Raw genomic sequence first — 21,831 nt, 5'->3', positions numbered from 1 at the left:
GACGCCCGCGCATCACGCGCGGGACGGGCGGGCCCGGGGGCTCAGCCCTTCACGCGCCGCTGGCGCACGGCTTCGTACAGGCACACGCCGCTCGCGACCGACACGTTCAGGCTTTCCACGCTGCCGGCCATCGGGATGCTCATCACTTCGTCGCAGGTGTCGCGCGTGAGCCGGCGCATGCCTTCGCCTTCCGCGCCCATCACGAGCGCGACCGGGCCGTCGAGCTTCGTTTCGTAGAGCGTCGCCGGCGCCTCGTCCGACGTCCCGATGATCCACACGCCGGCTTCCTTCAGCTCGCGCAGCGCACGGGCGAGGTTCGTCACGGTGATGTAGGGCACGGTATCGGCTGCACCGCTCGCCACCTTGGCGGCAGTCGCGTTCAGGCCGACCGCCCGATCGCGCGGCGCGATGACCGCGTGCGCGCCGGCCGAATCGGCGACCCGCAGGCACGCGCCGAGATTGTGCGGATCGGTGACGCCGTCGAGCACGAGCAGCAGCGCAGGCCCGTTGATGCCGTCGAGCAGCTCGGACAGGTTCTGCGCGAGCGGCATGTCCTCGACGCGCGCGACGACGCCCTGGTGGCGCTCGGTATGCGCGAGGCCCCACAGACGCGTTTCGTCGGCTGCGATCAGCCGGACGCCCGCTTCCTTCGCGGCGTGCAGGAACTCCTGCATGCGGCGGTCGCGGCGCGTCTGGTCGTACAGCACCTCCGCCACCGTCGATGCATCGTGCCGCAAACGTGCGGTCACCGCATGAAAACCGTAAAGAACCTTCAGACGTGACATGACTGGAACAACCTTCGATCAAACAGGCGGCCGCGCGACGCGCGCAGCCGCGATCCATGGAAAAGGAAAGCGCCGCGTGGCCGGCCGATGGCCGGTAACGCGGCGTCTCTCGATACTGCAGGGCGTGCGCACACGCCGCCCCGAACGCTCAGTACTTCTTGCGGGCGCGGGCCTTCTTCGCGGTCGGCTTCGCCGGCGCGCCGCCGCCACCGCCGCCCTTCTTCTTCGCGGCGCCACGTGCGGCGCGCGCTTCCTTCACCGCGACGCTCGGCGCGCTCGCGGCCTTCTTGCCACGCGGCACGGTGTCCTCCACCGGCGGCAGTGCACGCACGCGCGGGCCGCTGCCGTTGCGATCGACGCCGGCAGCCGGTGCGGGCGACGGACGCGGCGCCTTCACCGGCGTATCGCGCACGAGGCGGAAATCGATCTTGCGCGCGTCGAGATCGACGCGGCTCACCTGCACGCGCACGCGGTCCGACAGGCGATAACGGATACCCGTGCGTTCGCCGCGCAGCTCGTTCTTGATCTCGTCGTACTGGAAGTAGTCGGAGCCGAGCTCCGTCACGTGCACGAGCCCTTCGATGAACAGCGTGTCGAGCTGCACGAAGATGCCGAACGACGTCACGCCGTTCACCATCCCGCCATACTCCTCGCCGAGCTTGTCGCGCATGAAGTAGCACTTGAGCCACGCCTCGACGTCGCGCGACGCCTCGTCCGCACGGCGCTCGTTCGCCGAGCAGTGCAGGCCGAGCTCCTCCCAGATCGCCGTGTTCGAACGCGAGCGGCCGCGCGCCTCGTCGTCGGCCTGCTGCATCGCGCGGGCGCGCGGCGACAGCGCGGTGTTCAGCTCGAAGCCTTCCGGCGCCTTCGGCACGTACTTCTTGCCGGACAGGATCGCGTAGATCGCGCGATGCGTGAGCAGGTCCGGGTAGCGGCGGATCGGGCTCGTGAAGTGCGCGTACGCCTCGTATGCGAGACCGAAGTGGCCGATGTTGTCCGGGCTGTAGACGGCCTGCTGCATCGAGCGCAGCAGCATCGGCTGCAGCATCTGCGCGTCCGGCCGGTCGCGGATCTGCGCCATCAGCGCCGCGTAGTCGCTCGCGTGCGGCTTGTCGCCGCCGCCGAGCGACAGGCCCATGCCGCGCAGGAACGCACGCAGGTTCTCGAGCTTCTCCGGCGTCGGCCCCGCGTGCACGCGGTACAGGCCCGGATGCTTGTTGCGCTTCAGGAAATCGGCCGCGCAGACGTTCGCGGCCAACATGCATTCCTCGATCAGCTTGTGCGCGTCGTTGCGCTGGCGCGGCACGATCTGCTCGATCTTGCCTTGCGAGTTGCAGACGATGTAGGTCTCGGTCGTGTCGAAATCGATCGCGCCGCGCTTCTGACGTGCGGCGAACAGCGACTTGTAGACGCCGTACAGATCCTGCAGGTGCGGCAGCAGATCCGCGCGGCGCGCGGCTTCCGGCCCCTTCGTGTTCGACAGCACGGCGGCGACTTCGGTGTACGTGAGGCGCGCCGCCGAATGGATCACGGCCGGATAAAACTGGTATGCCTTGATCTCGCCGCGCGCGGTGATCACCATGTCGCATGCGAGCACGCAGCGGTCGACCTGCGGGTTCAGCGAACAGAGGCCGTTCGACAGCTTCTCCGGCAGCATCGGGATCACGCGGCGCGGGAAGTAGACCGACGTGCTGCGCTCGAGCGCGTCGGCATCGAGGCCGCTGCCCGGCTGCACGTAGTGCGACACGTCGGCGATCGCGACGATCAGCCGATAGCCGTCGCCGCGACCGACCTTGACCGGCTCGCAATAGACGGCATCGTCGAAGTCGCGCGCATCCTCGCCGTCGATCGTCACGAGCGGCACGTCGCGCAAGTCGACGCGGAAACGCAGGTCGGCCGGACGCACCTTGTCGGGCAGCGCGGCGGCTTCGTCGAGCGCCGGCTGGCTGAATTCGTGCGGCACGCCGTACTTGCGCACCGCGATCTCGATTTCCATGCCCGGATCGTCGATATCGCCGAGCACCTCGACGACACGGCCGAGCGGCTGCGAATGGCGGCTCGGGAAATCGGTCAGCTCGACGACGACGACCTGCCCGACCTTCGCCTTCTTCACGTTCTGCGTGATCAGGATGTCGTGGCCGATACGCTTGTCTTCCGGCGCGACGATCAGCGCACCGTTCTCGTTCAGCAGGCGGCCGATCACGCGCTTGTTCGCGCGCTCGGTGACTTCGACGACATGCCCTTCCGGGCGGCCGCGGCGATCGTAGCCGACGATCCGCGCGAGGACGCGATCGTTGTGCATCACCTTCTGCATTTCGCCGTTCGGGAGGAACAGGTCGTCCTGGCCGTCGTCGCGGATCACGAACCCGTAGCCGTCGCGATGGCCCTGCACACGCCCCGCGACGAAATTCGACGGATGGGTCAACTGGTAGTGGCCGCGCTTGTCGAGGCGGATCTGGCCATCGCGCTCCATCGCGGCGACCCGCCGGAAGAACCCCTCGCGCTCCTGACGCTTGATCGACAGGGCTTCGGCGATGTCGTTGGCGGCTAGCGGCGCGTCGCTCGTACGCAGCACGCCGAGAATTTCTTCACGGCTCGGAATGGGGTACGGATATTTGCTCAAGGGTTTGTCGATGATTGTTCTCGTTGCGTTGACTGATGGTGCACGGCATCAACATAGAGGTGTCCGTCTGACAGTTCTATATTGACGGCGGCGGGTCATTCTATCACCCGCCCGTGTCGCCAAATGTCGGGAATGCCGCGCGCAGGCGCGGCGGCGGCCGGTTTGCGATGCATCGCAAAAAAGTGTTGACAGGGATAATTGGGGCGCTATAATTTCGCTTCTTTGCAGCAAGCAGCTACTGCAAAACGTGCCCAGGTGGCGGAATTGGTAGACGCACTAGGTTCAGGTCCTAGCGGTGGCAACATCGTGGAGGTTCGAGTCCTCTCCTGGGCACCATCTGTTTTTAAAAAGGTCGGCTTCTAGCCGGCCTTTTTTCATTTCCAGCCCAAGAAGCAAAGTGCTTCCGGCTTTCAAAAAGGTCAGAGAAAGCCGACCTTTTTTCGTTTGCCCGGCGGACGCCGCCGGCCGTACCGTACGCAGTCGCGCGCCAGCCCTCCCTTTCATCGGCTCAGGCGGCACGCGAGCAACCCGTTGCGTGTCGACACGAAACGCCAGACATCCGGCTGGTAATGAAGAGCAGCGAGCATCCGGCCACCATCGTGCACGGGATCACGACCGCGAAGATCCAGTGGAGTGCACGGGAAAAGCGATCGTCGTTCTGGATCCTGAACTCGCAGTTGTCGCAGTTGTTCTAGAGGGCCGCGGCCGGCAGCGACATCCCCGCAACACGAATCACCTGCAGCGTGACATGCGATAGTTCGTGGTCCGAATTGCCGGTCCTGACCACGGACCGCGGGGCCGGCTCGCGTCGATACGGAACCACGAGACCGGAACCTCGCCGCAACTGGGCGCTTCCGATTCGTCGAGGTGCGAGCGGGCGATCGCGCGCGAGCGAATATTTTGGGGGCTCCGATGAAATTGTGTTGACAGCCTCTCGGGACCAGCTATAATTTCGGTCTTTCGCATCGCAGCAAGCGAAACGTGCCCAGGTGGCGGAATTGGTAGACGCACTAGGTTCAGGTCCTAGCGGTGGCAACATCGTGGAGGTTCGAGTCCTCTCCTGGGCACCATCTGTTTTTTAAAAAGGTCGGCTTCTAAGCCGGCCTTTTTCATTTCAAGCCCAGGAAGCAAAGCGCCTGTCTTCGGCCCTTATGTCGGCCGCTCCGATCGATAGCAGAATTTATCGGTTATCAATCACCCTCTCCGTTGTTACGTTAGCCGCCTCGCTTTCAACGCATCCAACGAGGAGCACCCCTCATGACGTCGATGAACCGCCGCGCATTCGCACGCGCAATGCTGGCCGCAGGCCTCGCTGCCGCCGGCGTCCGCGCGCACGCCGAGAATGCGCCGGGCACATTGCGCATCGGCTACCAGAAGTCGTCGACGCTGATCACGCTGCTCAACACGCGCGGCACGCTCGAGCAGGCGCTGACGCCGATCGGCCTGCGCGTGTCATGGCATGAATTCGCGAGCGGATTGCCGCTGACCGAAGCGCTCAACGTCGGCGCCGTCGACTTCAGTGCCGATGTGGCCGATACGGTCCCGGTCTTCGCACAGGCCGCGCATGCGCGTTTCGTGTACGTCGCGCAGGAGGCGCCTTCGCCGAAAGCGCAGGCGATCGTCGTCAAGCAGGACAGCGCGCTGCGCACGCTCGCCGATCTCAAGGGCCGGCGTATCGCGGTCACCAAGGCGGCCGGCAGCCACTACCTGCTGCTTGCCGCGCTCGCACGCGCGAAGCTCGCGCCCGCCGAGGTAGCGATCCATTACCTGACGCCCGCGGACGGCCGCGCCGCGTTCGAGCGCGGCAGCGTGGACGCATGGATCACGTGGGACCCCTATGTCGCGTCGGTCGACCGGAATCCCGACGTACGGATCCTGGCCGACGGCAACGGACTCGCGTCGTACCAGCGCTATTACCTCGCATCGAGCAGCTTTGCCGCCGCGCGCCCCGACGTCGTCCAGATTCTGTTCGACCAACTGTCGGTGGCCGGCGCGTGGCTGCGCGACCATCCGCAGGAGGCCGCGAACACGCTCGCACCGATCTGGGGGCTCGATGCCGCGACGATCGCGCGGGCGAATGCGCGACGCAGCTACCTCGTCCGCGCGGTGACCACGCAAAACTTCGGCGAACAGCAGAAGATCGCCGATACGTTCCTGGCGGCTGGACTGCTACCCGCCCGCGTCGATACGAGCCAGGCGCAGCGCTGGAATTTCGCCGCGAAGCGTGCGGAACCGGTCGGCGCGTGACGGGCTCGTGGCGCATTATTTTTATCGTCCCGAATGAAATTATGTTGACAGGCTCAATCAGCACGCTATAATTTCGGTCTTTCGCATCGCAGCAAGCGAAACGTGCCCAGGTGGCGGAATTGGTAGACGCACTAGGTTCAGGTCCTAGCGGTGGCAACATCGTGGAGGTTCGAGTCCTCTCCTGGGCACCATCTGTTTTCGAAAAGGTCGGCTTCTAGCCGGCCTTTTTTCATTTCAAGCCCAGGAAGCAAAGCGCCTGCGCGCTTTGCGCGAGGCCTCGAAAGGCTGCGCCTGCAAGCCTGTCGCATGCAGGCCCGAGCGGCAATCGCGATGCGCACCCAGCCGCAAATTCATCCGACAAATCCGAAATTCCGGGCCCACGGCGAGCCGCGTGTGCCCTGCCCGGCGCGCCTTCCCGGCCGCAACCGGGATTTCCCTAGGCTGACAGGTCGCCGCTCACACGGTTAAATAAATCAACGTGATTTATTTAATGCGCCGCCGCACGGCGCGCCATGGAAGGAGACGCCATGAGAAGCCCGCACTTCGGCCAGGGAAGCAATTCGGCCAACGTGCGCCGTTACAACGAGCGCCTGCTGCTGAAGACGCTGCGCCGCGCGGGCAGCGCATCGAAGGCCGATCTCGCCCGTCTCGCGAGCATGACGGGTACGGCGGTCGGCAGCATCATCGCATCGCTCGCCGACGCGAAGCTGATCCAGTTCGCCGGCCGCACCGAAGGCCAGCGCGGCCAACCCGCTTCGCTGATCCGTCTCGATCCGCGCGGCGCGTTCGGCATTGGCGTCCATCTCGACCGCATGCGCATCGAGACGGCGCTCGTCAACTTCGCCGGCGACGTGCTCGGCCGCCGCTCGCACGACACGCTGCTGCCCCCGCCCGCCGACGTGCTCGAAATCGTGCGTCGCGACATCGACGCGATGCAGGCCCTGCTCCCCGACCATGAACGCGCGCGCCTGACCGGCGTCGGCGTCGCGCAGCCGTACAACCTCGGCGCGTGGATGCGCGAGCTCGGTCTCGCGCCCGACACGTTTCACGCCTGGGAAGACGTCGATTTCGCGGCCGACCTCGGCCGCACGCTGTCGCTGCCCGTGTTCGGCGAAAACGACGGCAACGCGGCCGCGATCGCCGAACTGTTCTACGGATACGGCCGCCAGTGCGACGACTTCGTCTACCTGTTCATCGGGCCGGCGATCGGCGGCGGCATCGCGATCGACGGCGACTGCCTGCGCGGCGTGACCGGCAACGCGGGCGACATCGCGGTGATTCCCGTGCCGCCGAGCCGGCTGGCCTCCGCGCCGCCGCCGCGCGGCCCGTGGGACATCCTGCTCGCACGCGCATCGCTGCATGCGCTCGTGCGCCACCTGCGCCATCACGGCGAGACGGTCGAGAACCGCGCCGATCTCGAAGCATGCATCGCCCGCGGCCTGCCGGCCGTCGACGAATGGATCGACGACTGCGTCGACGCGCTCGCGCCGGCGTTGCGCGCGGTGCTGTGCGTGATCGACGCGCCGGTGGTCGTGCTCGACGCCGACACCGACGCGGGCCTGCTCGACGCGGTCACGACCCGCCTGCGCGCGGCGCTCGTGGCCACCGCGCCCGAGGCGCGCGGCACGCCGGTGCTCGTACGCGGCACGTTCGGCGCCGACGCCGGCGCGATCGGCGCCGCCACGCTGCCGATGTTTTTCAACTTCTCCCCGCGGGCCGGCATCCTCAAGGGCGCCCGCACCGATTCGCAGGAGGTCCACCATGTCGCGTTCTGAGTCGCCCCGTCCGCTGCTCGAAATGCGCGGGATCAGCAAGACGTTCCCGGCCGTACGCGCGCTCGACAACGTCAGCCTGACCGTCTATCCGGGCGAGATCCATTCGCTGATGGGCGAGAACGGCGCAGGCAAGTCGACGCTGATGAAGATCCTGTCGGGCGCATACCGCGCCGACGCCGGCGGCGAGATCCTGATCGACGGCGAACGCATCGACATCGACGGCCCGCTCGCCGCGCGCGATGCCGGCGTCGCGGTGATCTACCAGGAGCTGTGCCTGTCGCCGAACCTGACCGTCGCGGAAAACATCTACGTCGGCCGCGAACTGCGCCGCGGCAACCGGCGCTGGGGCACGATCGACCGCGCGGCGATGGCGCGCGGCTGCCAGGACGTGCTCGCGCGTCTGGGCGCCCCGTTCGGGCCCGACACGCTCGTCGACACGCTGTCGATCGCCGAACAGCAGCTCGTCGAAATCGCGCGCGCCGTGCACACCCGCGCCCGGATCCTCGTGATGGACGAGCCGACCACGCCGCTGTCGTCGCGCGAAACCGAACACCTGTTCCGACTGATCCGCCAGTTGCGCGAGGAAGGTCTCGCGATCATCTACATCAGCCACCGGATGGCGGAGATCTACGAGCTGTCCGATCGCGTGTCGGTGCTGCGCGACGGCACGTACGTCGGCACGCTGGAGCGCGAGGCGCTGTCGGCCGACCGGCTCGTCGGGATGATGGTCGGCCGCGACATCTCCGGTTTCTACAAGAAGGAACACGCACCGTACGACCCCGGCCATCTGCTGCTGTCGGTCCGCGACATCGCCGACGGCGCGCGCGTGCGCGGCTGCAGCCTCGATCTGCACGCAGGCGAGGTGCTCGGCATCGCGGGGCTCGTCGGCGCGGGCCGCACCGAGCTCGCGCGGCTGATCTTCGGGGCCGAGCCGCGCGTGCGCGGCGACGTGAAGCTCGGCGAGCGCACGTTCGGCGCGCATTCGCCGCGCGACGCGATCGACGCGGGCCTCGTCTACCTGACGGAAGACCGCAAGCGCCAGGGCCTGTTCCTCGACATGAGCGTGCGCGACAACATCAACATCTCGGTGTGCAACCGCGATGCCCGGCTCGGCGCGCTCGACCTCGCGCGCGGCGCCGAACGTGCGCGCGACGCCATCGCATCGCTGTCGATCCGCGTCCCGCACGCGAACGTCAACGTCGGCGCGCTGTCGGGCGGCAACCAGCAGAAAGTGCTGCTGTCGCGCCTGCTCGAGACGAAGCCGCGCGTGCTGATCCTCGACGAACCGACACGCGGCGTGGACATCGGCGCGAAATCCGAGATCTACCGGATCATCAACGAACTGGCCCGCGCTGGCGTGGGCGTGATCGTGATCTCCAGCGAGCTGCCGGAAATCATCGGCGTCGCCGATCGCGTGCTCGTGATGCGCGAAGGCGAGATCGCGGGCGAACTCGGCGGACACACGCATACGCCGATCACGCAGGAAGCGATCATCGCGCTCGCCACCGGCTCGCAGGCCGAACTGGCCGACGCGCACTGAGCCGCCCTTTTCATTTCACTCTTACCTTCAGGCTACCGAAATGATCAACCCGACCAAGCAGCGGAACCTCGCTTCCGCGACCGCCCAACCGGTCGCCAACCGCACGCCCCTGATGCGCGGCGCCGATCATCGCGCCCGCATGCAATCGCTGATCCGCACGGCCGGCATGCTGCCGGTGCTGCTGGTCCTGTGCGTCGGCTTCGGCTTCCTGACCGACGGCTTCTTCACGTTGCAGAACCTGTCGATCGTCACGCAGCAGGCGTCGATCAACATCGTGCTCGCCGCCGGCATGACGTTCGTGATCCTGACGGGCGGCATCGACCTGTCGGTCGGCTCGGTGCTCGCCGCCGCGGCCGTCGCGGCGCTCATCGCGTCGACCATTCCCGGCTGGGGCTGGCTCGGCGTGCCGTTCGCGCTCGCCGTCGGCCTCGTGTTCGGCGCGATCAACGGCGGGCTGATCTCGTTCCTGCGCCTGCCGCCGTTCATCGTCACGCTCGGCGCGATGACGGCCGTACGCGGCGTCGCGCGCCTGATCGGCAACGACACGACCGTGTTCAACCCGCAACTGCCGTTCGCGTTCATCGGCAACGGCTCGATCCTCGGCGTGCCGTGGCTCGTCGTGATCGCGTGCGCGGTGATCGCGATCTCGTGGTTCATCCTGCGCCGCACGGTGCTCGGGATGCGCATCTATTCGGTCGGCGGCAACCCGGAAGCCGCGCGCCTGTCGGGCATCAACGTGCGGGCGATCCAGATGTTCGTGTATGCGGCGTCGGGCCTGCTCGCCGGCCTCGGTGCGGTGATGTCGGCCGCGCGCCTGTATGCGGCCAACGGCCTGCAGCTCGGCCAGTCGTACGAGCTCGATGCGATCGCCGCGGTGATCCTCGGCGGCACGAGCTTCGTCGGCGGCGTCGGTTCGATCGTCGGCACGCTGATCGGCGCGCTGATCATCGCGGTACTGACCAACGGCCTCGTGCTGCTCGGCGTGTCCGACATCTGGCAGTACATCATCAAGGGGCTGGTGATCATCGGCGCGGTCGCGCTCGACCGCTATCGCCAGCGCGACTCGGCCCGTACCTGACACGCTTGCCTCACCGCGCATTTCTTGTCGCGCATTCGTTATCGTTCAACCATCGGCGCGCAGGCAGGTCCTCCTGCGCCCGTTCGCCAACAGACCTCTCGGAGACACAACGACATGTTCAAGCACACCGCCGCCCTGACCGCCGTCGCCTGCGCACTCGCCTTCGGCGCCACCGCCGCCCAGGCAGCCGACAAGCCGCTGAAATCGATCGGCGTCACGGTCGGGTCGCTCGGCAATCCGTACTTCGTCACGATCGTGAAAGGCGCCGAAGCACGCGCGAAGCAGCTCAACCCGAATGCGAAAGTCACGGCCGTATCGGCCGACTACGACCTGAACAAGCAGTTCACGCAGATCGACAACTTCATCTCCGCGCACGTCGACATGATCCTGCTCAACGCGACCGACCCGAAGGCGATCGAGCCGGCGGTGAAGAAGGCGCAGGCGGCCGGCATCACGGTCGTCGCGGTGGACGTCGCGGCGGCCGGCGCGAACGCGACCGTGCAGACCAACAACGTGAAGGCCGGCGAACTCGCGTGCGACTACCTCGCGAAGAAGCTGAACGGCAAGGGCAACGTGATCATCGAGAACGGCCCGCAGGTGTCGGCCGTGATCGACCGCGTGAACGGCTGCAAGACCGTACTCGCGAAGAACCCGGGCATCAAGCTGCTGTCGAGCGACCAGGACGGCAAGGGCTCGCGCGAAGGCGGGATGAATGCGATGCAGGGCTACCTGACGCGCTTTCCGAAGCTCGACGGCGTATTCACGATCAACGACCCGCAGGCGATCGGCACCGACCTCGCGGCGAAGCAGCTGAACCGCCCGAACATCGTGATCACGTCGGTCGACGGCGCACCCGACATCGAGGTGGCGCTGAAGTCGAACACGCTCGTGCAGGCGTCGTCGAGCCAGGATCCGTGGGCGATGGCGCAGCAGGCCGTCAACGTCGGCTACGGGATCATGAACGGCCAGAAGCCGGCCAATCCGATGATCCTGATCGAGCCGACGCTCGTGACGCGCGACAACGTGAAGACCTACAAGGGCTGGAGCTCCCCGCGCTGATCGCGGCGCCCGCGCCCGCCCGCCCGCGAGGCCGGGCGGTGCCGGGCCGCGTCTGCGCGCGCGACGGCCGGCACTGCCCGCCTGTTCAGATCAACCGCTGTACGGCCGCGTGCGATGCCGCGGCACAAGGTTTCCCCATGACGACGACGTTTCCCCGCCTGATCGTGTTCGGCGAAGCGCTGACCGACTTCATCCGCGACGACGCGCAGCACTGGCGCAGCATCGCCGGCGGCTCGTGCTGGAACGTCGCGCGCGTCGGCGCGCGGCTCGGCGCGCCGACCGCCTTTGCCGGCACGGTCAGCCGCGATACCTTCGGCGACGAGCTGATGCGCAAGAGCGCCGACGCGGGGCTCGACATGCGCTTCATCCGGCAGGTCGACCGCGCACCGCTGCTCGCGATGGTCGTGTCGAAGCAGCCGCCCCACTATTTCTTCATCGGCGAAAACAGCGCCGATCTCGCGTTCGATCCGGCCGACTTGCCGGCCGGCGCCTTCGACGCGGCCGACATCGTGCACGTCGGCTCGCTCGGCGTCGTGCGCGAGCCGCTCGCGTCGCGCCTGATCGAACTCGCGCAGGCCGCGCGGGCGGCCGGCAAGCGGATCTCGTTCGATCCGAACTTCCGCGCGCCGATGGCCGCGCCGTCGTACCGCGACACGCTGCGCCGGCTGAGCGCGCTCGCCGACTGGATCAAGGTATCCGACGAGGACCTGAGCGGGCTCTTTCCCGAACTCGACGAAGCGGCCGCGCTCGCGCAACTGCGTGCATGGGCGCCCGACGCGACGATGCTCGTCACGCGCGGCGCAGCCGGCATGCAACTGCTGCATCGCGATACCGTGCTGTTCCAGCCCGCGTTCCCGACCGAGGTCGCCGACACGGTCGGCTGTGGCGACGCGAGCATCGGCGGCTGGCTCGCGAGCCAGCTCACCCGGCCCGACGCGTCGGCAGCCGAGCATCTGCGCTACGCGGCCGCTTGCGCGGCCGTCGTCTGCGAGCATGCGGGCGCCTATGCGCCGACGGCCGCGGAAGTGGCCGGCATGATCGAGCGCACCGGCGCCGGCGCCGCGCTTTCGCAATAGACGGCGCCGACGCGCGGCGCGGGCGGTGCGTCGAGCGCCGCGAAATGATCGGGCTGCGGCGAGTCGGCGTCGGGGCGGATCGTCCTCGAGCCCCGTCAGCGCCTTACGCGTGATCGCGCGAGCCGTTGATCCATCACGACCGCGATACTCATCCGGTTGACGATCTCCGACATCCGCCACGTGCGCGACGCCGCGCTACGCGCGCAAATCGTCGCGTTCGAGGCGATGACGAATGTAAGGAATGCCGTCGTGCACGACGCTCACACGCCGCATGCCGAGCTTGCGCGCCACGTTCAGCGAGCCGCCGTTGGCCTCCGCGATATCGGCGATCACGCGCGGCAGGCGCAAGGTGTCGAACGCGTGCCGCACGACGGCCGCCGCGGCTTCGCTCGCGATGCCGCGCCCCCACGTCGCCCGCACGAGCCGCCAGCCGATCTCGACGTCGCGCGAGCCGTCCTTGTAGTCGGGAATCAGCAGGATCCAGCCGACGAACACCTCGGGCGCGGCCTTCTCGAAGATCGACCAGTAACCGAGGCCCGGCGGATAATCGCGCGTGATCCGGTGCGTGACGAAGCGGCGATGCTCGACGGGGTCGTGCCACGGGCCCGCGATATGCCGCGTGACCTCGGGATCGCGATCCATCTCGAGGCATGCATCGAGATCGGCCAGCACACGTGGACGCAGCCACAGCCGCGCGGTTTCGAGCACGGGCAACGGGGCGGCGGAATGGTCGTTCATCCGGACTCCTGATTCGGTGACGATGCGCATCGAATGCATTACAGAACTGATACAAAAAGCCTTCCGGAATGATACAGGCACCTGTCGCGTGCCTCGCTCGGTGCCGTTTCCGTTTCCGAAACAGTGCATTTCGTAGGGATTATTCCCGATTCGGGCGTATCGCGCCCCACGTCGCGCGGTGCACAAGCCTACACTCGATCAGTGCGCCCGCACCGCGCGCGAGCGGGCCGGCATCCGCATGCCTGTCGCGAGCGCGCAAGCCAACGAGGAGACCCGGACATGAGCTGGACCCGCGAGCAACGCAACGTCACGATCGCCGCCTACCTTGGCTGGACGCTCGATGCGTTCGATTTTTTCCTGATGGTTTTCGTGCTGAAGGACATTGCCGCTGAATTCGCGTCGACGATCCCCGCCGTCGCGTTCGCGCTCACGCTCACGCTCGCGATGCGCCCGCTCGGCGCGCTGATCTTCGGCCGGCTCGCCGATCGCTTCGGTCGCCGCCCGACGCTGATGGTCAACATCGCGTGCTATTCGCTGCTCGAACTTGCGTCGGGTTTCGCGCCGAGCCTGACCGCGCTGCTCGTGCTGCGCGCGCTGTTCGGCATCGCGATGGGCGGCGAATGGGGCGTCGGGTCCGCACTGACCATGGAAACCGTGCCGACCCACGCGCGCGGCGTCGTGTCCGGGCTGCTGCAGGCCGGCTATCCGAGCGGCTATCTGCTCGCGTCGGTCGTGTTCGGCCTGTTCTACCAATACATCGGCTGGCGCGGGATGTTCATGGTCGGCGTGCTGCCCGCGCTGCTCGTGCTGTACGTGCGTGCGCACGTGCCCGAATCGCCGGCGTGGAAACAGATGGAGAAGCGAGCGCGCCCGAGCCTCGGCGCCACGCTGAAGCAGAACTGGAAACTCACGCTCTACGCGATCGTGCTGATGACCGCATTCAACTTCTTCTCGCACGGCACGCAGGATCTCTATCCGACCTTCCTGCGCGAACAGCATCACTTCGATCCGCATACCGTGTCGTGGATCACGATCGTGCTGAACGTCGGCGCGATCGTCGGCGGCCTGGCGTTCGGCGCGATCTCGGAGCGGATCGGCCGGCGCCGCGCGATCTTCATCGCCGCGCTGATCGCGCTGCCCGTGCTGCCGCTGTGGGCGTTCTCGAGCGGCGCGATCGCGCTCGCCGCCGGCGCGTTCCTGATGCAGATCTCGGTACAGGGCGCGTGGGGCGTGATACCGGTTCACCTGAACGAGATCTCGCCCGACGAAATCCGCGCGACCTTCCCCGGCGTCGTCTACCAGCTCGGCAACCTGCTCGCGTCGGGCAACGCGACGATGCAGGCGTCGCTCGCCGTATCGAACGACAACAATTACGGCTTTGCGCTCGCGCTCGTGGCCGGCATCGTCGCCGTCGCGATCGCCGTGCTGATCCTGTTCAGCCGCGAACGGCGCGGCATCGACATGACGCAATCGGTCAATACGCGTAGCACCGTCGGGTGAACCCGCGCGTTGCGGCACCGCATCATCGCTCGCGCCCCGCCCGGCCGCGAGCGGATGCCGCGCTTTCCGCACTTGCACATCGAACTAGAGGAATTGGTCCAGATTCCGCGCTTGCCCCCTCCACCCGCGTTTTTTTATCTTAATAAAAACGACTGTTTGAATCGAACAATCAAAATCACCTGTTCGCGGCCGGGAAACCGGCATGGGAGGCGGAACATGGCAGTAAGTCAGGAGGCACGGCCATCTTCGGGACGGCCGTCCGGGGCACGGTCATCCGGCACGCGGCAGACCGGCGGGACGAAGGCCCGCATTCTCGATGCGGCCGAGGATCTGTTCATCGAACATGGCTTCGAGGCGATGTCGATGCGGCAGATCACGTCGCGCGCGGCGGTCAATCTCGCCGCGGTCAACTACCACTTCGGCAGCAAGGAAGCGCTGATCCACGCGATGCTGTCGCGCCGGCTCGATCAGTTGAACCAGGAACGCCTCGGCATCCTCGACCGCTTCGACGCGCAGCTCGGTGCGCACATCACCTGCGAGCACGTGCTCGGCGCGATGTTCATTCCGGCGCTGAAGGCGTCGCGCAACCCCGAACGCGGCGGGCCCGGGTTCCTGCGGCTGATCGGCCGCGCATACACCGACCCTTCGCCGTTCGTGCGCAACTTCCTGACCGCGCACTACGCGAGCGTCGCGGGCCGCTTCTTCGACGCCTTCCAGCGCGCGCTGCCGCACCTGCCGCGCACCGAGCTCGGCTGGCGGCTGCACTTCGCGATCGGCGCGCTGTCCGGCGCGCTCGCGGGCGCCGAAACGGAAAGCCTGATCGACGAATTCTCGCAAGGCCGCACGATGAACGACGTGCAGATGATCGCCCGGCTGTCGTCGCTGATCGTCGCCGCGCTGAAGGCGCCGATGCCCGACAGCGCGCAACTGTCGATCTTCGCGGCCGTGCTCGACGACGCGGGCGCAAGCGAAGCGTTCGGGCTGCCGCAGTCGTGCGCGGCGACGACCGCCGAGACGGCCACGCTGCATTCCACGAACTGAGCGCGCGAGGCCAACGCGCGGCTGCCTGTTCACGATTTGATTGATACGCGCGGTCAGGCGCGGCGTCGAGACGCCCGCGCCGGCCGGCCGCGAAGCACGGGGCATGGGCACGCGCTGACGCGCGGCCCTCGCCGAGAGCCAAGACCGGAGACACGTCATGTCATCTTCCGCAGCACCCACCTCGGCCCAGCTTCCGCCGAACACCGACGGCATCTGGTACGCGTCGTACCCGCCCGGCGTCCCGCACGAGATCGACGTCACGCAATACGCGTCGCTCGTGCAGTTCTTCGACGAATGCACGACCCGCTTCGCCGAGCGCGTCGCCTACGTGAGCGCCGGCGCGTCGATGACCTACCGCACGCTCGCGCGGAAGGTCGACGCGTTCGCGTCGTATCTGCAAAGCCTCGGCGTGAAGCCCGGCGACCGCGTCGCGATCATGCTGCCGAACACGTTCCAGTATCCGGTCGCGCTGTTCGGCGCGCTGAAGGCCGGTGCGATCGTCGTCAACGTGAATCCGCTCTATACCGTGCGCGAGCTCGCGCACCAGTTGAAGGACAGCGGTGCGCAGACGATCGTCGTGTTCGAGAACTTCGCGCGCACGCTGCAGGACGCGCTGCCCGAAACGCAGGTGAAGCACATCGTCGTCACCGCGCTCGGCGACCTGCTCGCCGACGGCTTCAACGCGAAAGGACGCCTGATCAATTTCGTGCTGAAGCACGTGAAGAAGCTCGTGCCGGCCTACCACCTGCCGCAGGCGATCCGGCTGCGCTCCGCCCTCGCGCTCGGCGCGCGCGGCAAGCCGCAGCCGGTGCCGACCACGCGCGACGATCTCGCGTTCCTGCAGTACACGGGCGGCACGACCGGCGTCGCGAAAGGCGCGATGCTCACGCACGGCAACCTGATCGCGAACCTGCTGCAGGCGAAGGCCTGGATCGCCGACCAGGTGTCGGGCGAGATCGAAACCGTGCTCACGCCGCTGCCGCTCTATCACATCTATTCGCTGACGGTGAACGCGTTCATCTTCATGGGGCTCGGCGGGCGCAACATCCTGATCGCGAACCCGCGCGACATGAAGATGGTGATGAAGATCATCCGCCACGAGACGTTCACGGGAATCACCGGCATCAACACGCTGTACAACGCGTTCCTCGACAACGAGGAATTCCGCAAGCGCGACTTCTCGAAGCTCAAGCTCGCGATGGCGGGCGGGATGGCGATGCAGCGCGCGGTCGCGGAGCGCTTCCAGCAAGTGACGGGCCGGCCGGTGGTCGAAGGCTACGGCCTCACCGAATGCTCGCCGATCGTCACGATGAACCCCGTGGACCTGAACGACATGGCCGCGTTCAGCGGTTCCATCGGCCTGCCCGCGCCGTCGACCCTCGTGCGCTTTCGCCGCGAGGACGGCACCTGGGCCGCCATCGGCGAGCCCGGCGAGCTGTGCGTGCACGGCCCGCAGGTGATGCGCGGCTACTGGCAGCGCCCCGACGAGACGGCCAAGGTGCTGGATGCCGACGGCTGGCTCGCCACCGGCGACATCGGCGTGATGGACGAGCGCGGCTTCATCCGCCTCATCGACCGCAAGAAGGACATGATCCTCGTGTCGGGCTTCAACGTGTATCCGAACGAGATCGAGGAAGTGCTCGTGATGCATCCCGGCATCAGCGAGGCCGCGGCGATCGGCATTCCGGACGCGGTACAGGGCGAGCGGATCAAGGTGTTCGTCGTGCGCCGCGACCCGTCGCTGACGACCGAGGACGTGCTCGCCCACTGCCGCAAGAACCTGACCGGCTACAAGATGCCGAAGTTTGTCGAGTTCCGCGACGCACTGCCGCAGACGAACGTCGGCAAGATCCTGCGCCGCGCGCTGCGCGACGAGGAACTCGCCAAACTCAATGCCGCGAAGCAGAGCTGAACGATCCATCGCTCCGGGAGACGCTGTCGATGAACGAAGGAATGAAACGCCGCGCGCGGCATGCCGCGGCGGCAGCCATCGCGGGCGTGCTGTCGCTCGCACAGGCAGGACTGCACGCACAGGAGACGGCAGGCGCCGCGAGCGCGGCACAGGAAGTCGCGCTGCCGGCAGACCTCGCGAAGGTCACGCACGAGCCGCTCGCGCAACAGGCGCGCTGGCTGCGCACGGCGGCCCAGCGCGGCACGCTCGCGCAACTCGACGACGCGACGCTCACGGCGCTCTTCAAGGCGCTGGACCCGCTCGCCGTGCCGCTTTACATCCGCAACGGCCCGAACGGCTATCCGTCCTACCAGTTCACGATGGTGCGCCAGGAGCGTATCAGCGGAAAATGGTCCGACACGCCCGACCGCATGCTCGTGAAGACGACCCGCGAACCGCTGCGCGTGTATGCGAAATGGCTGCCGGGCGGCGCGCATGCCGGACAGGAGACGATCTACGACACGACGCAGCGCAAGGACGAGATGTATGGCCACCTCGGCGGCCTGCTCGGCAAGATTCCGCTGTGGACAGCGATCGACGGCGCGCTGGCGCGCGCCCAGTCGAATCATCAGGTGAAGGATCTCGGCACCGAATTCATCGCGAACCTGTACCTGACCGAAGGGAAGAAATACCTGGAAGCCGGCGTGCAGCGCCCGACGGATGTGGAAGCCAGGACGATCGGCGGCGTGCGCGTCGTCGCGCTCACCTACGAAACGCCGACCGGGCGGCCGCAGTTCTATGCGAAAAAGGAAGTGCTCGGGCTCGATCTGCACGCACCCTATTTCCGGACCGTCGAATCCTATGACAACGACGGCAGGATCTTCGAGCGGATCGTCATCGAGAAAATCGCGCCGACGCCGCTCGACGACACCGCATTCGACCCGAAAAATCCCGACTACGCGTTCTGACGCGCGCTGGCGGGGCCGGTGTCGGGCTCAGTCGTCATCGTCGTCGTGGTGCCGATGCCGGTGCTTGTAGTAGTGCTTGCGCCACTTGCGGTAGCGATCGTCGTCGTCATCGCCGTAATAGCCATACCCGTAGGCCGGATAGGCGACCACGGCGGGTTGCGGCGCCACATAGACCGGCGCCGGCTCGACATAGACCGGCGCGACTGGTACGCCGATGCCGACCGACAGGTCCACATGGCCCGCCATTGCACTGCCCGAAACGAGCAACGCCATGCTCCCGATCATCCCTGCCACTTGCCTCTTGTTCATGCTCCGCATCCCTGATCAGCCGGCCCGCCCGGCTCGCGCGACCAATGTAAGCGCGGTGTGCGCGCCAAGGTGATACGGGGCGGCGAGAGTCGTAACGCGACGTAACCGAACGGCTTTCGCCGTTCGGCCGAATCGCGAAAATGCGCTGGAACGTCTATAGTGGGTTACGGTTCGACACAATCACGACTGCGCGCTTCCCTATCGAACAAGGTAGAATTCCGCCAAACACCATGTGGACGAACACGCCACACACACGCACAACATATTCTCTGACGCAGGCTCCTGCCGCACCTCAATGGCCAATCCCGCAGAATCCCATCCGCAAAACGACTTCATTAATTCGGCGCGCAAGGAACGTAAGCGTGTTGAAATCTATCTCGTCAACGGCATTCGTCTGACGGGGTGCATCGAGTCGTTCGACCAGTATCTGGTGATGCTGCGCACCCCCGTGGGTCTGCAAGGCATCTACAAGCGTGCGATTTCCACGATCCAGCTCGACACGGGCGGCTCGCGCCCGGGCGGCGGCCCCCGCGGCCCGCGCACCGGTGGTCGCCCCGGCGGCCGTGAAGGCGGCGGGCACAGCCCGTACGGCTCGCACGGCGGCCCGCGCGAATCGCGCGGCGACGGCGGCTACGGCTCCCGCGAGCCGCGTGAAGGCTACGGTTCGCGCGAACCGCGCGAGGGTTACGGCTCGCGTGAGCCGCGCGAAGGCTATGGCGCGCCGCGTGAACCGCGCGAAAGCTACGGCGCGCCGCGCGATGCCGGCGACGCATCCGGCAACGCCGCACCGTCGGATTCCCGCGGCGGCAACGGGCCGGTCATCGTGACGCGCCGCCGGCGAATCGTGCCGGACGGCCAGTAAAACAAAAAGGGCAAGCCAACCGGCTTGCCCTTTTCACTTGTACGACCGGCGTACGACCGGCGCGGCACGTCGCCGCACCGCCGCTACCGCGTTCAGCGTGCCGTCGTCGGCAGGCCCGCGTTGGCCTCGCGCTGCAGCGAACGCACCTGCTGCTGCAACGCCCGCAGTTGCGCCTGAAGCTGGGCCTGTTGCGCCTGCAGCGCCGCCGTTTCGCTCCGCACGCTCTTCTGGCGATCCGCCACCGCCGCCTGCTGCTGGCGGGCGATCGAGATGTCCGCCTGCAGGCGCCGCGCGCGGTTCTGCGCGACTTCGATCTGCTTGTCCATCTGCGCCTTCTGCGATTCCAGCTTCGCCGCCCGCAGTTCGTCGACGGCCAGCCGCTCGGCCTGGCGCGAGAAATCGCGATAGATCGCTTCCGCCCGCGTTTCGTCGTAAGTCTTGATCACGCGCCAGAACGCCTTCTGCTGGAACAACGCGACGAAGTACGCACCGTCCTTGACGTTGAACAGCAGGCTCGCGCCGTAGCTGCCGTTGTAGCTTGTGCGCATTTCCGTCAGCGAATGCGCCTGGATCTGGCGCTGCAAGTCGTCGACCGTGCTCGGCCCCGTCGTCTCGCCGGCCTGCGGCTGCACCGACGTCTGCGCCTGCGAGTCGATCACCGGAATCGCGGCCACCGGCGCCGACGCCGGCTGCACCGCCGACGAATCGCTGCCTGCCAGCCCCTGCGCGAACGCGCCGTGCATGCCTCCCACCATCGCGAGCACTACGCTCACCCGCCCCAACCCCGTCATATGGCTCATGAAGTTTTATTCCCGCCCGAGTCGTTGTAATTCACCGCGATTTTATCTCATTAATTACTCGCTTTCGCGGGTCTCGGGCTCTTCGTCGAAGATCTGGTATTTGCGCATTTTTTCCCACAACACCTTGCGGCTGATGCCGAGCTGCTGGGCCGTGTCCTGACGCCGCCAACCGTTTGCGTCGAGCGCCGCGATCACGCGATTGCGCTCGTTCATGTCCCACTTGCTGCGATCGACGAACACCTCGGCCGCGCTCTCCGCCGGCACCGGCTGGGCCGAACTACGTGCGTGCGCGATCAGCCGCTGCAGCCGCGCGGCATCCCAGCCGCCCGTCTGCCGCACCGTCACGCCGACGCGCTCGGCGAGGTTGCGCAGTTCGCGCACGTTGCCGGGGAAGTAGCTGTCCGCGACCGAATCCGTGAGCCAGTACGGCAGATCGGACAATTCGGCGAGCCGCTCCGCGCCGACGACCTGCGCGACGAACGACTTGAACAGCGCGATCTTGTCCACTGCACCACGCTCCTCCAGCGACGGAATGCTCAGCTCGATCACCGCGAGCCGGTAGTAGAGATCAGCGCGGAACAGCCCATCCTTCACGAGCTGCGGCAGTTTCTTGTTGCTCGCCGCGACCAAGCGGAAATCGACCTTGACCGGCGCCGTCGCGCCGACCCGCAGCACGGCGCCGTCCTCGAGCACGCGCAGCAGCTTGACCTGCTGGTACAGCGGCAGATCGCCGACTTCGTCGAGGAACAGCGTGCCGCCGGCCGCCTGCTCGAAATAGCCTTTATGCGCAACAACCGCGCCGGTGAACGATCCTTTCGCATGGCCGAAGAACAGCGATTCGAACAGGCCGTCGGGAATCGCGCCGCAGTTCACCGGCACGAATTCGCCGTGCCGGTAGCGTGAATGCTTTTCGTGCAGCAGTTGCGCGATGCGCTCCTTGCCGACGCCGGTTTCGCCGTGCAGCAGCACGTTGGTGTCGCAGTCGGCGAACGTATCGACTTCGTGCAGCAGCGCCTGCATCGATTCGGAGTGCGCGACGAGTTCCGACGGCTGCAACGTTTCGGCCGCGTGCGCGCGCAGTTGCGTGACGAGCTTGCCGATCATGCCGCGCAGTTCGGCGCACGTGAAGTCGAGCGGCAGGATGTGCGAATACTCGGGCGGATACTGCGACGCGTCGTGGTCGCGCGCGGCGCCGACCCAGACCACCGGCATGCCGATGTTGGCCTGCCAGTCGCGCAGGAATGCCGCGCCGCCTTCGATCATCGTCACGCTGATGATCGCCAGCGACCGCCGCAACGCGGCGCGCTCGGGCGAGACCGTCGCGTTGTCGGCACGGATCACTTCGACGTCGAAGCTCGCCATGCATCGGGCGACACGGTCGACGATGTCCGCCTTGCCTTCCCAGACGTACAGGTCGAGCTCTTCGATTGCGGGCGTGGTTCTCATGTTTCGGGTGCGGCTTCAGTAATTGACGGGTTGCGTGGCGCGGCGGACCAGTAGCCGGATGCAGGCGGCCATACCGCCTGCTTCGGTAACGGC

Annotated in this window: 18 protein-coding genes and 3 tRNA genes; 15 read left to right on the top strand and 6 right to left on the bottom strand. The window is 66.9% G+C overall.

Features of this window, described 5'->3' with window-relative positions:
• Nucleotides 1-41 precede the first annotated feature (41 nt).
• Together rlmB and rnr are read right to left on the bottom strand one after the other, a co-directional pair.
• Entirely contained in the window at nt 42-785 is a 744-nt protein-coding gene (gene rlmB, locus WS64_RS06070) for a 23S rRNA (guanosine(2251)-2'-O)-methyltransferase RlmB (RefSeq protein WP_006484150.1), read from the bottom strand.
• Nucleotides 786-933: 148 nt separating this feature from the next.
• Entirely contained in the window at nt 934-3,408 is a 2,475-nt protein-coding gene (rnr, locus tag WS64_RS06065; RefSeq protein WP_059584327.1) for a ribonuclease R, read from the bottom strand.
• Between the two features lie 249 nt (nt 3,409-3,657).
• Between rnr and WS64_RS06060 the strand changes: the two genes are divergently transcribed.
• From WS64_RS06060 to WS64_RS06020, 10 genes are all read left to right on the top strand, one after another.
• Nucleotides 3,658-3,744, top strand: a tRNA-Leu gene (locus WS64_RS06060).
• 233 nt (nt 3,745-3,977) lie between these two features.
• The gene (locus tag WS64_RS35480) at nt 3,978-4,103 is read left to right on the top strand and encodes a hypothetical protein (RefSeq protein ID WP_279616263.1); all 126 of its coding nucleotides are present in this window, start codon (nt 3,978-3,980) and stop codon (nt 4,101-4,103) included.
• A gap of 288 nt (nt 4,104-4,391) precedes the next feature.
• Nucleotides 4,392-4,478: transfer RNA gene (locus WS64_RS06055), tRNA-Leu, on the top strand.
• Nucleotides 4,479-4,665: 187 nt separating this feature from the next.
• Nucleotides 4,666-5,655, top strand: a complete 990-nt coding sequence (locus WS64_RS06050; RefSeq protein ID WP_059638779.1) for an aliphatic sulfonate ABC transporter substrate-binding protein — start codon at nt 4,666-4,668, stop codon at nt 5,653-5,655.
• A gap of 104 nt (nt 5,656-5,759) precedes the next feature.
• Nucleotides 5,760-5,846: transfer RNA gene (locus WS64_RS06045), tRNA-Leu, on the top strand.
• Between the two features lie 336 nt (nt 5,847-6,182).
• A complete protein-coding gene (locus WS64_RS06040) occupies nt 6,183-7,430 on the top strand; it encodes an ROK family protein (RefSeq protein ID WP_059638833.1) in 1,248 nt (415 codons plus the stop codon).
• Nucleotides 7,417-8,970 carry a sugar ABC transporter ATP-binding protein gene (locus WS64_RS06035; protein ID WP_059575699.1) on the top strand — a complete coding sequence of 518 codons (1,554 nt, stop codon included), beginning with the start codon at nt 7,417-7,419 and terminating at the stop codon, nt 8,968-8,970. Before WS64_RS06040 ends, WS64_RS06035 begins: the two co-directional genes overlap by 14 nt.
• Before the next feature lie 40 nt (nt 8,971-9,010).
• Nucleotides 9,011-10,048: an ABC transporter permease subunit gene (locus tag WS64_RS06030; RefSeq protein WP_060965989.1), complete on the top strand. Its 1,038-nt coding sequence runs from the start codon at nt 9,011-9,013 to the stop codon at nt 10,046-10,048.
• 114 nt (nt 10,049-10,162) lie between these two features.
• Nucleotides 10,163-11,107, top strand: coding sequence for an ABC transporter substrate-binding protein (locus tag WS64_RS06025; RefSeq protein WP_059575703.1), 945 nt, complete (start codon nt 10,163-10,165; stop codon nt 11,105-11,107).
• A gap of 137 nt (nt 11,108-11,244) precedes the next feature.
• Nucleotides 11,245-12,183 carry a carbohydrate kinase family protein gene (locus WS64_RS06020; RefSeq protein ID WP_060965988.1) on the top strand — a complete coding sequence of 313 codons (939 nt, stop codon included), beginning with the start codon at nt 11,245-11,247 and terminating at the stop codon, nt 12,181-12,183.
• 195 nt (nt 12,184-12,378) lie between these two features.
• Here WS64_RS06020 and WS64_RS06015 read toward each other — a convergent pair whose 3' ends face one another.
• Complete coding sequence (locus WS64_RS06015) at nt 12,379-12,921, bottom strand: GNAT family N-acetyltransferase (RefSeq protein ID WP_060965987.1); 543 nt, start codon at nt 12,919-12,921, stop codon at nt 12,379-12,381.
• 279 nt (nt 12,922-13,200) lie between these two features.
• On the opposite strand from WS64_RS06015, the gene WS64_RS06010 reads away from it, so the two are divergent.
• The 4 genes from WS64_RS06010 (at nt 13,201) to WS64_RS05995 (ending at nt 18,321) form a co-directional block, all read left to right on the top strand.
• Entirely contained in the window at nt 13,201-14,421 is a 1,221-nt protein-coding gene (locus tag WS64_RS06010) for an MFS transporter (protein WP_060965986.1), read from the top strand.
• 216 nt (nt 14,422-14,637) lie between these two features.
• Entirely contained in the window at nt 14,638-15,462 is an 825-nt protein-coding gene (locus WS64_RS06005) for a TetR/AcrR family transcriptional regulator (RefSeq protein ID WP_059638783.1), read from the top strand.
• Nucleotides 15,463-15,619: 157 nt separating this feature from the next.
• Nucleotides 15,620-17,374, top strand: a complete 1,755-nt coding sequence (locus tag WS64_RS06000) for an AMP-binding protein (RefSeq protein WP_059638784.1) — start codon at nt 15,620-15,622, stop codon at nt 17,372-17,374.
• Nucleotides 17,375-17,403: 29 nt separating this feature from the next.
• Nucleotides 17,404-18,321, top strand: coding sequence for a DUF1571 domain-containing protein (locus WS64_RS05995; RefSeq protein ID WP_060965985.1), 918 nt, complete (start codon nt 17,404-17,406; stop codon nt 18,319-18,321).
• A gap of 27 nt (nt 18,322-18,348) precedes the next feature.
• Here the strand turns inward: WS64_RS05995 and WS64_RS05990 are convergent, their stop codons facing one another.
• Nucleotides 18,349-18,630, bottom strand: a complete 282-nt coding sequence (locus tag WS64_RS05990; RefSeq protein WP_060966897.1) for a hypothetical protein — start codon at nt 18,628-18,630, stop codon at nt 18,349-18,351.
• A 295-nt stretch (nt 18,631-18,925) separates the two neighbouring features.
• On the opposite strand from WS64_RS05990, the gene hfq reads away from it, so the two are divergent.
• On the top strand, nt 18,926-19,492 hold the full coding sequence (hfq, locus tag WS64_RS05985) for an RNA chaperone Hfq (RefSeq protein ID WP_060965984.1): 567 nt from the start codon (nt 18,926-18,928) through the stop codon (nt 19,490-19,492).
• Between the two features lie 92 nt (nt 19,493-19,584).
• On the opposite strand, the gene WS64_RS05980 is transcribed toward hfq, so the two are convergent.
• Both WS64_RS05980 and WS64_RS05975 read right to left on the bottom strand, forming a co-directional pair.
• Nucleotides 19,585-20,292 (bottom strand): DUF2968 domain-containing protein, encoded by a 708-nt coding sequence (locus WS64_RS05980; RefSeq protein ID WP_060965983.1) that lies wholly within the window; start codon nt 20,290-20,292, stop codon nt 19,585-19,587.
• Nucleotides 20,293-20,346: 54 nt separating this feature from the next.
• Nucleotides 20,347-21,738, bottom strand: coding sequence for a sigma 54-interacting transcriptional regulator (locus WS64_RS05975; RefSeq protein WP_059575720.1), 1,392 nt, complete (start codon nt 21,736-21,738; stop codon nt 20,347-20,349).
• Nucleotides 21,739-21,831: the final 93 nt, after the last annotated feature.

Source organism: Burkholderia anthina (assembly GCF_001547525.1).
GTDB classification, from domain to species: Bacteria; Pseudomonadota; Gammaproteobacteria; order Burkholderiales; family Burkholderiaceae; genus Burkholderia; species Burkholderia semiarida.
The sequence above is the reverse complement of the archived record's forward strand: the minus strand, read 5'-3'. Positions and strand labels throughout refer to the sequence as shown.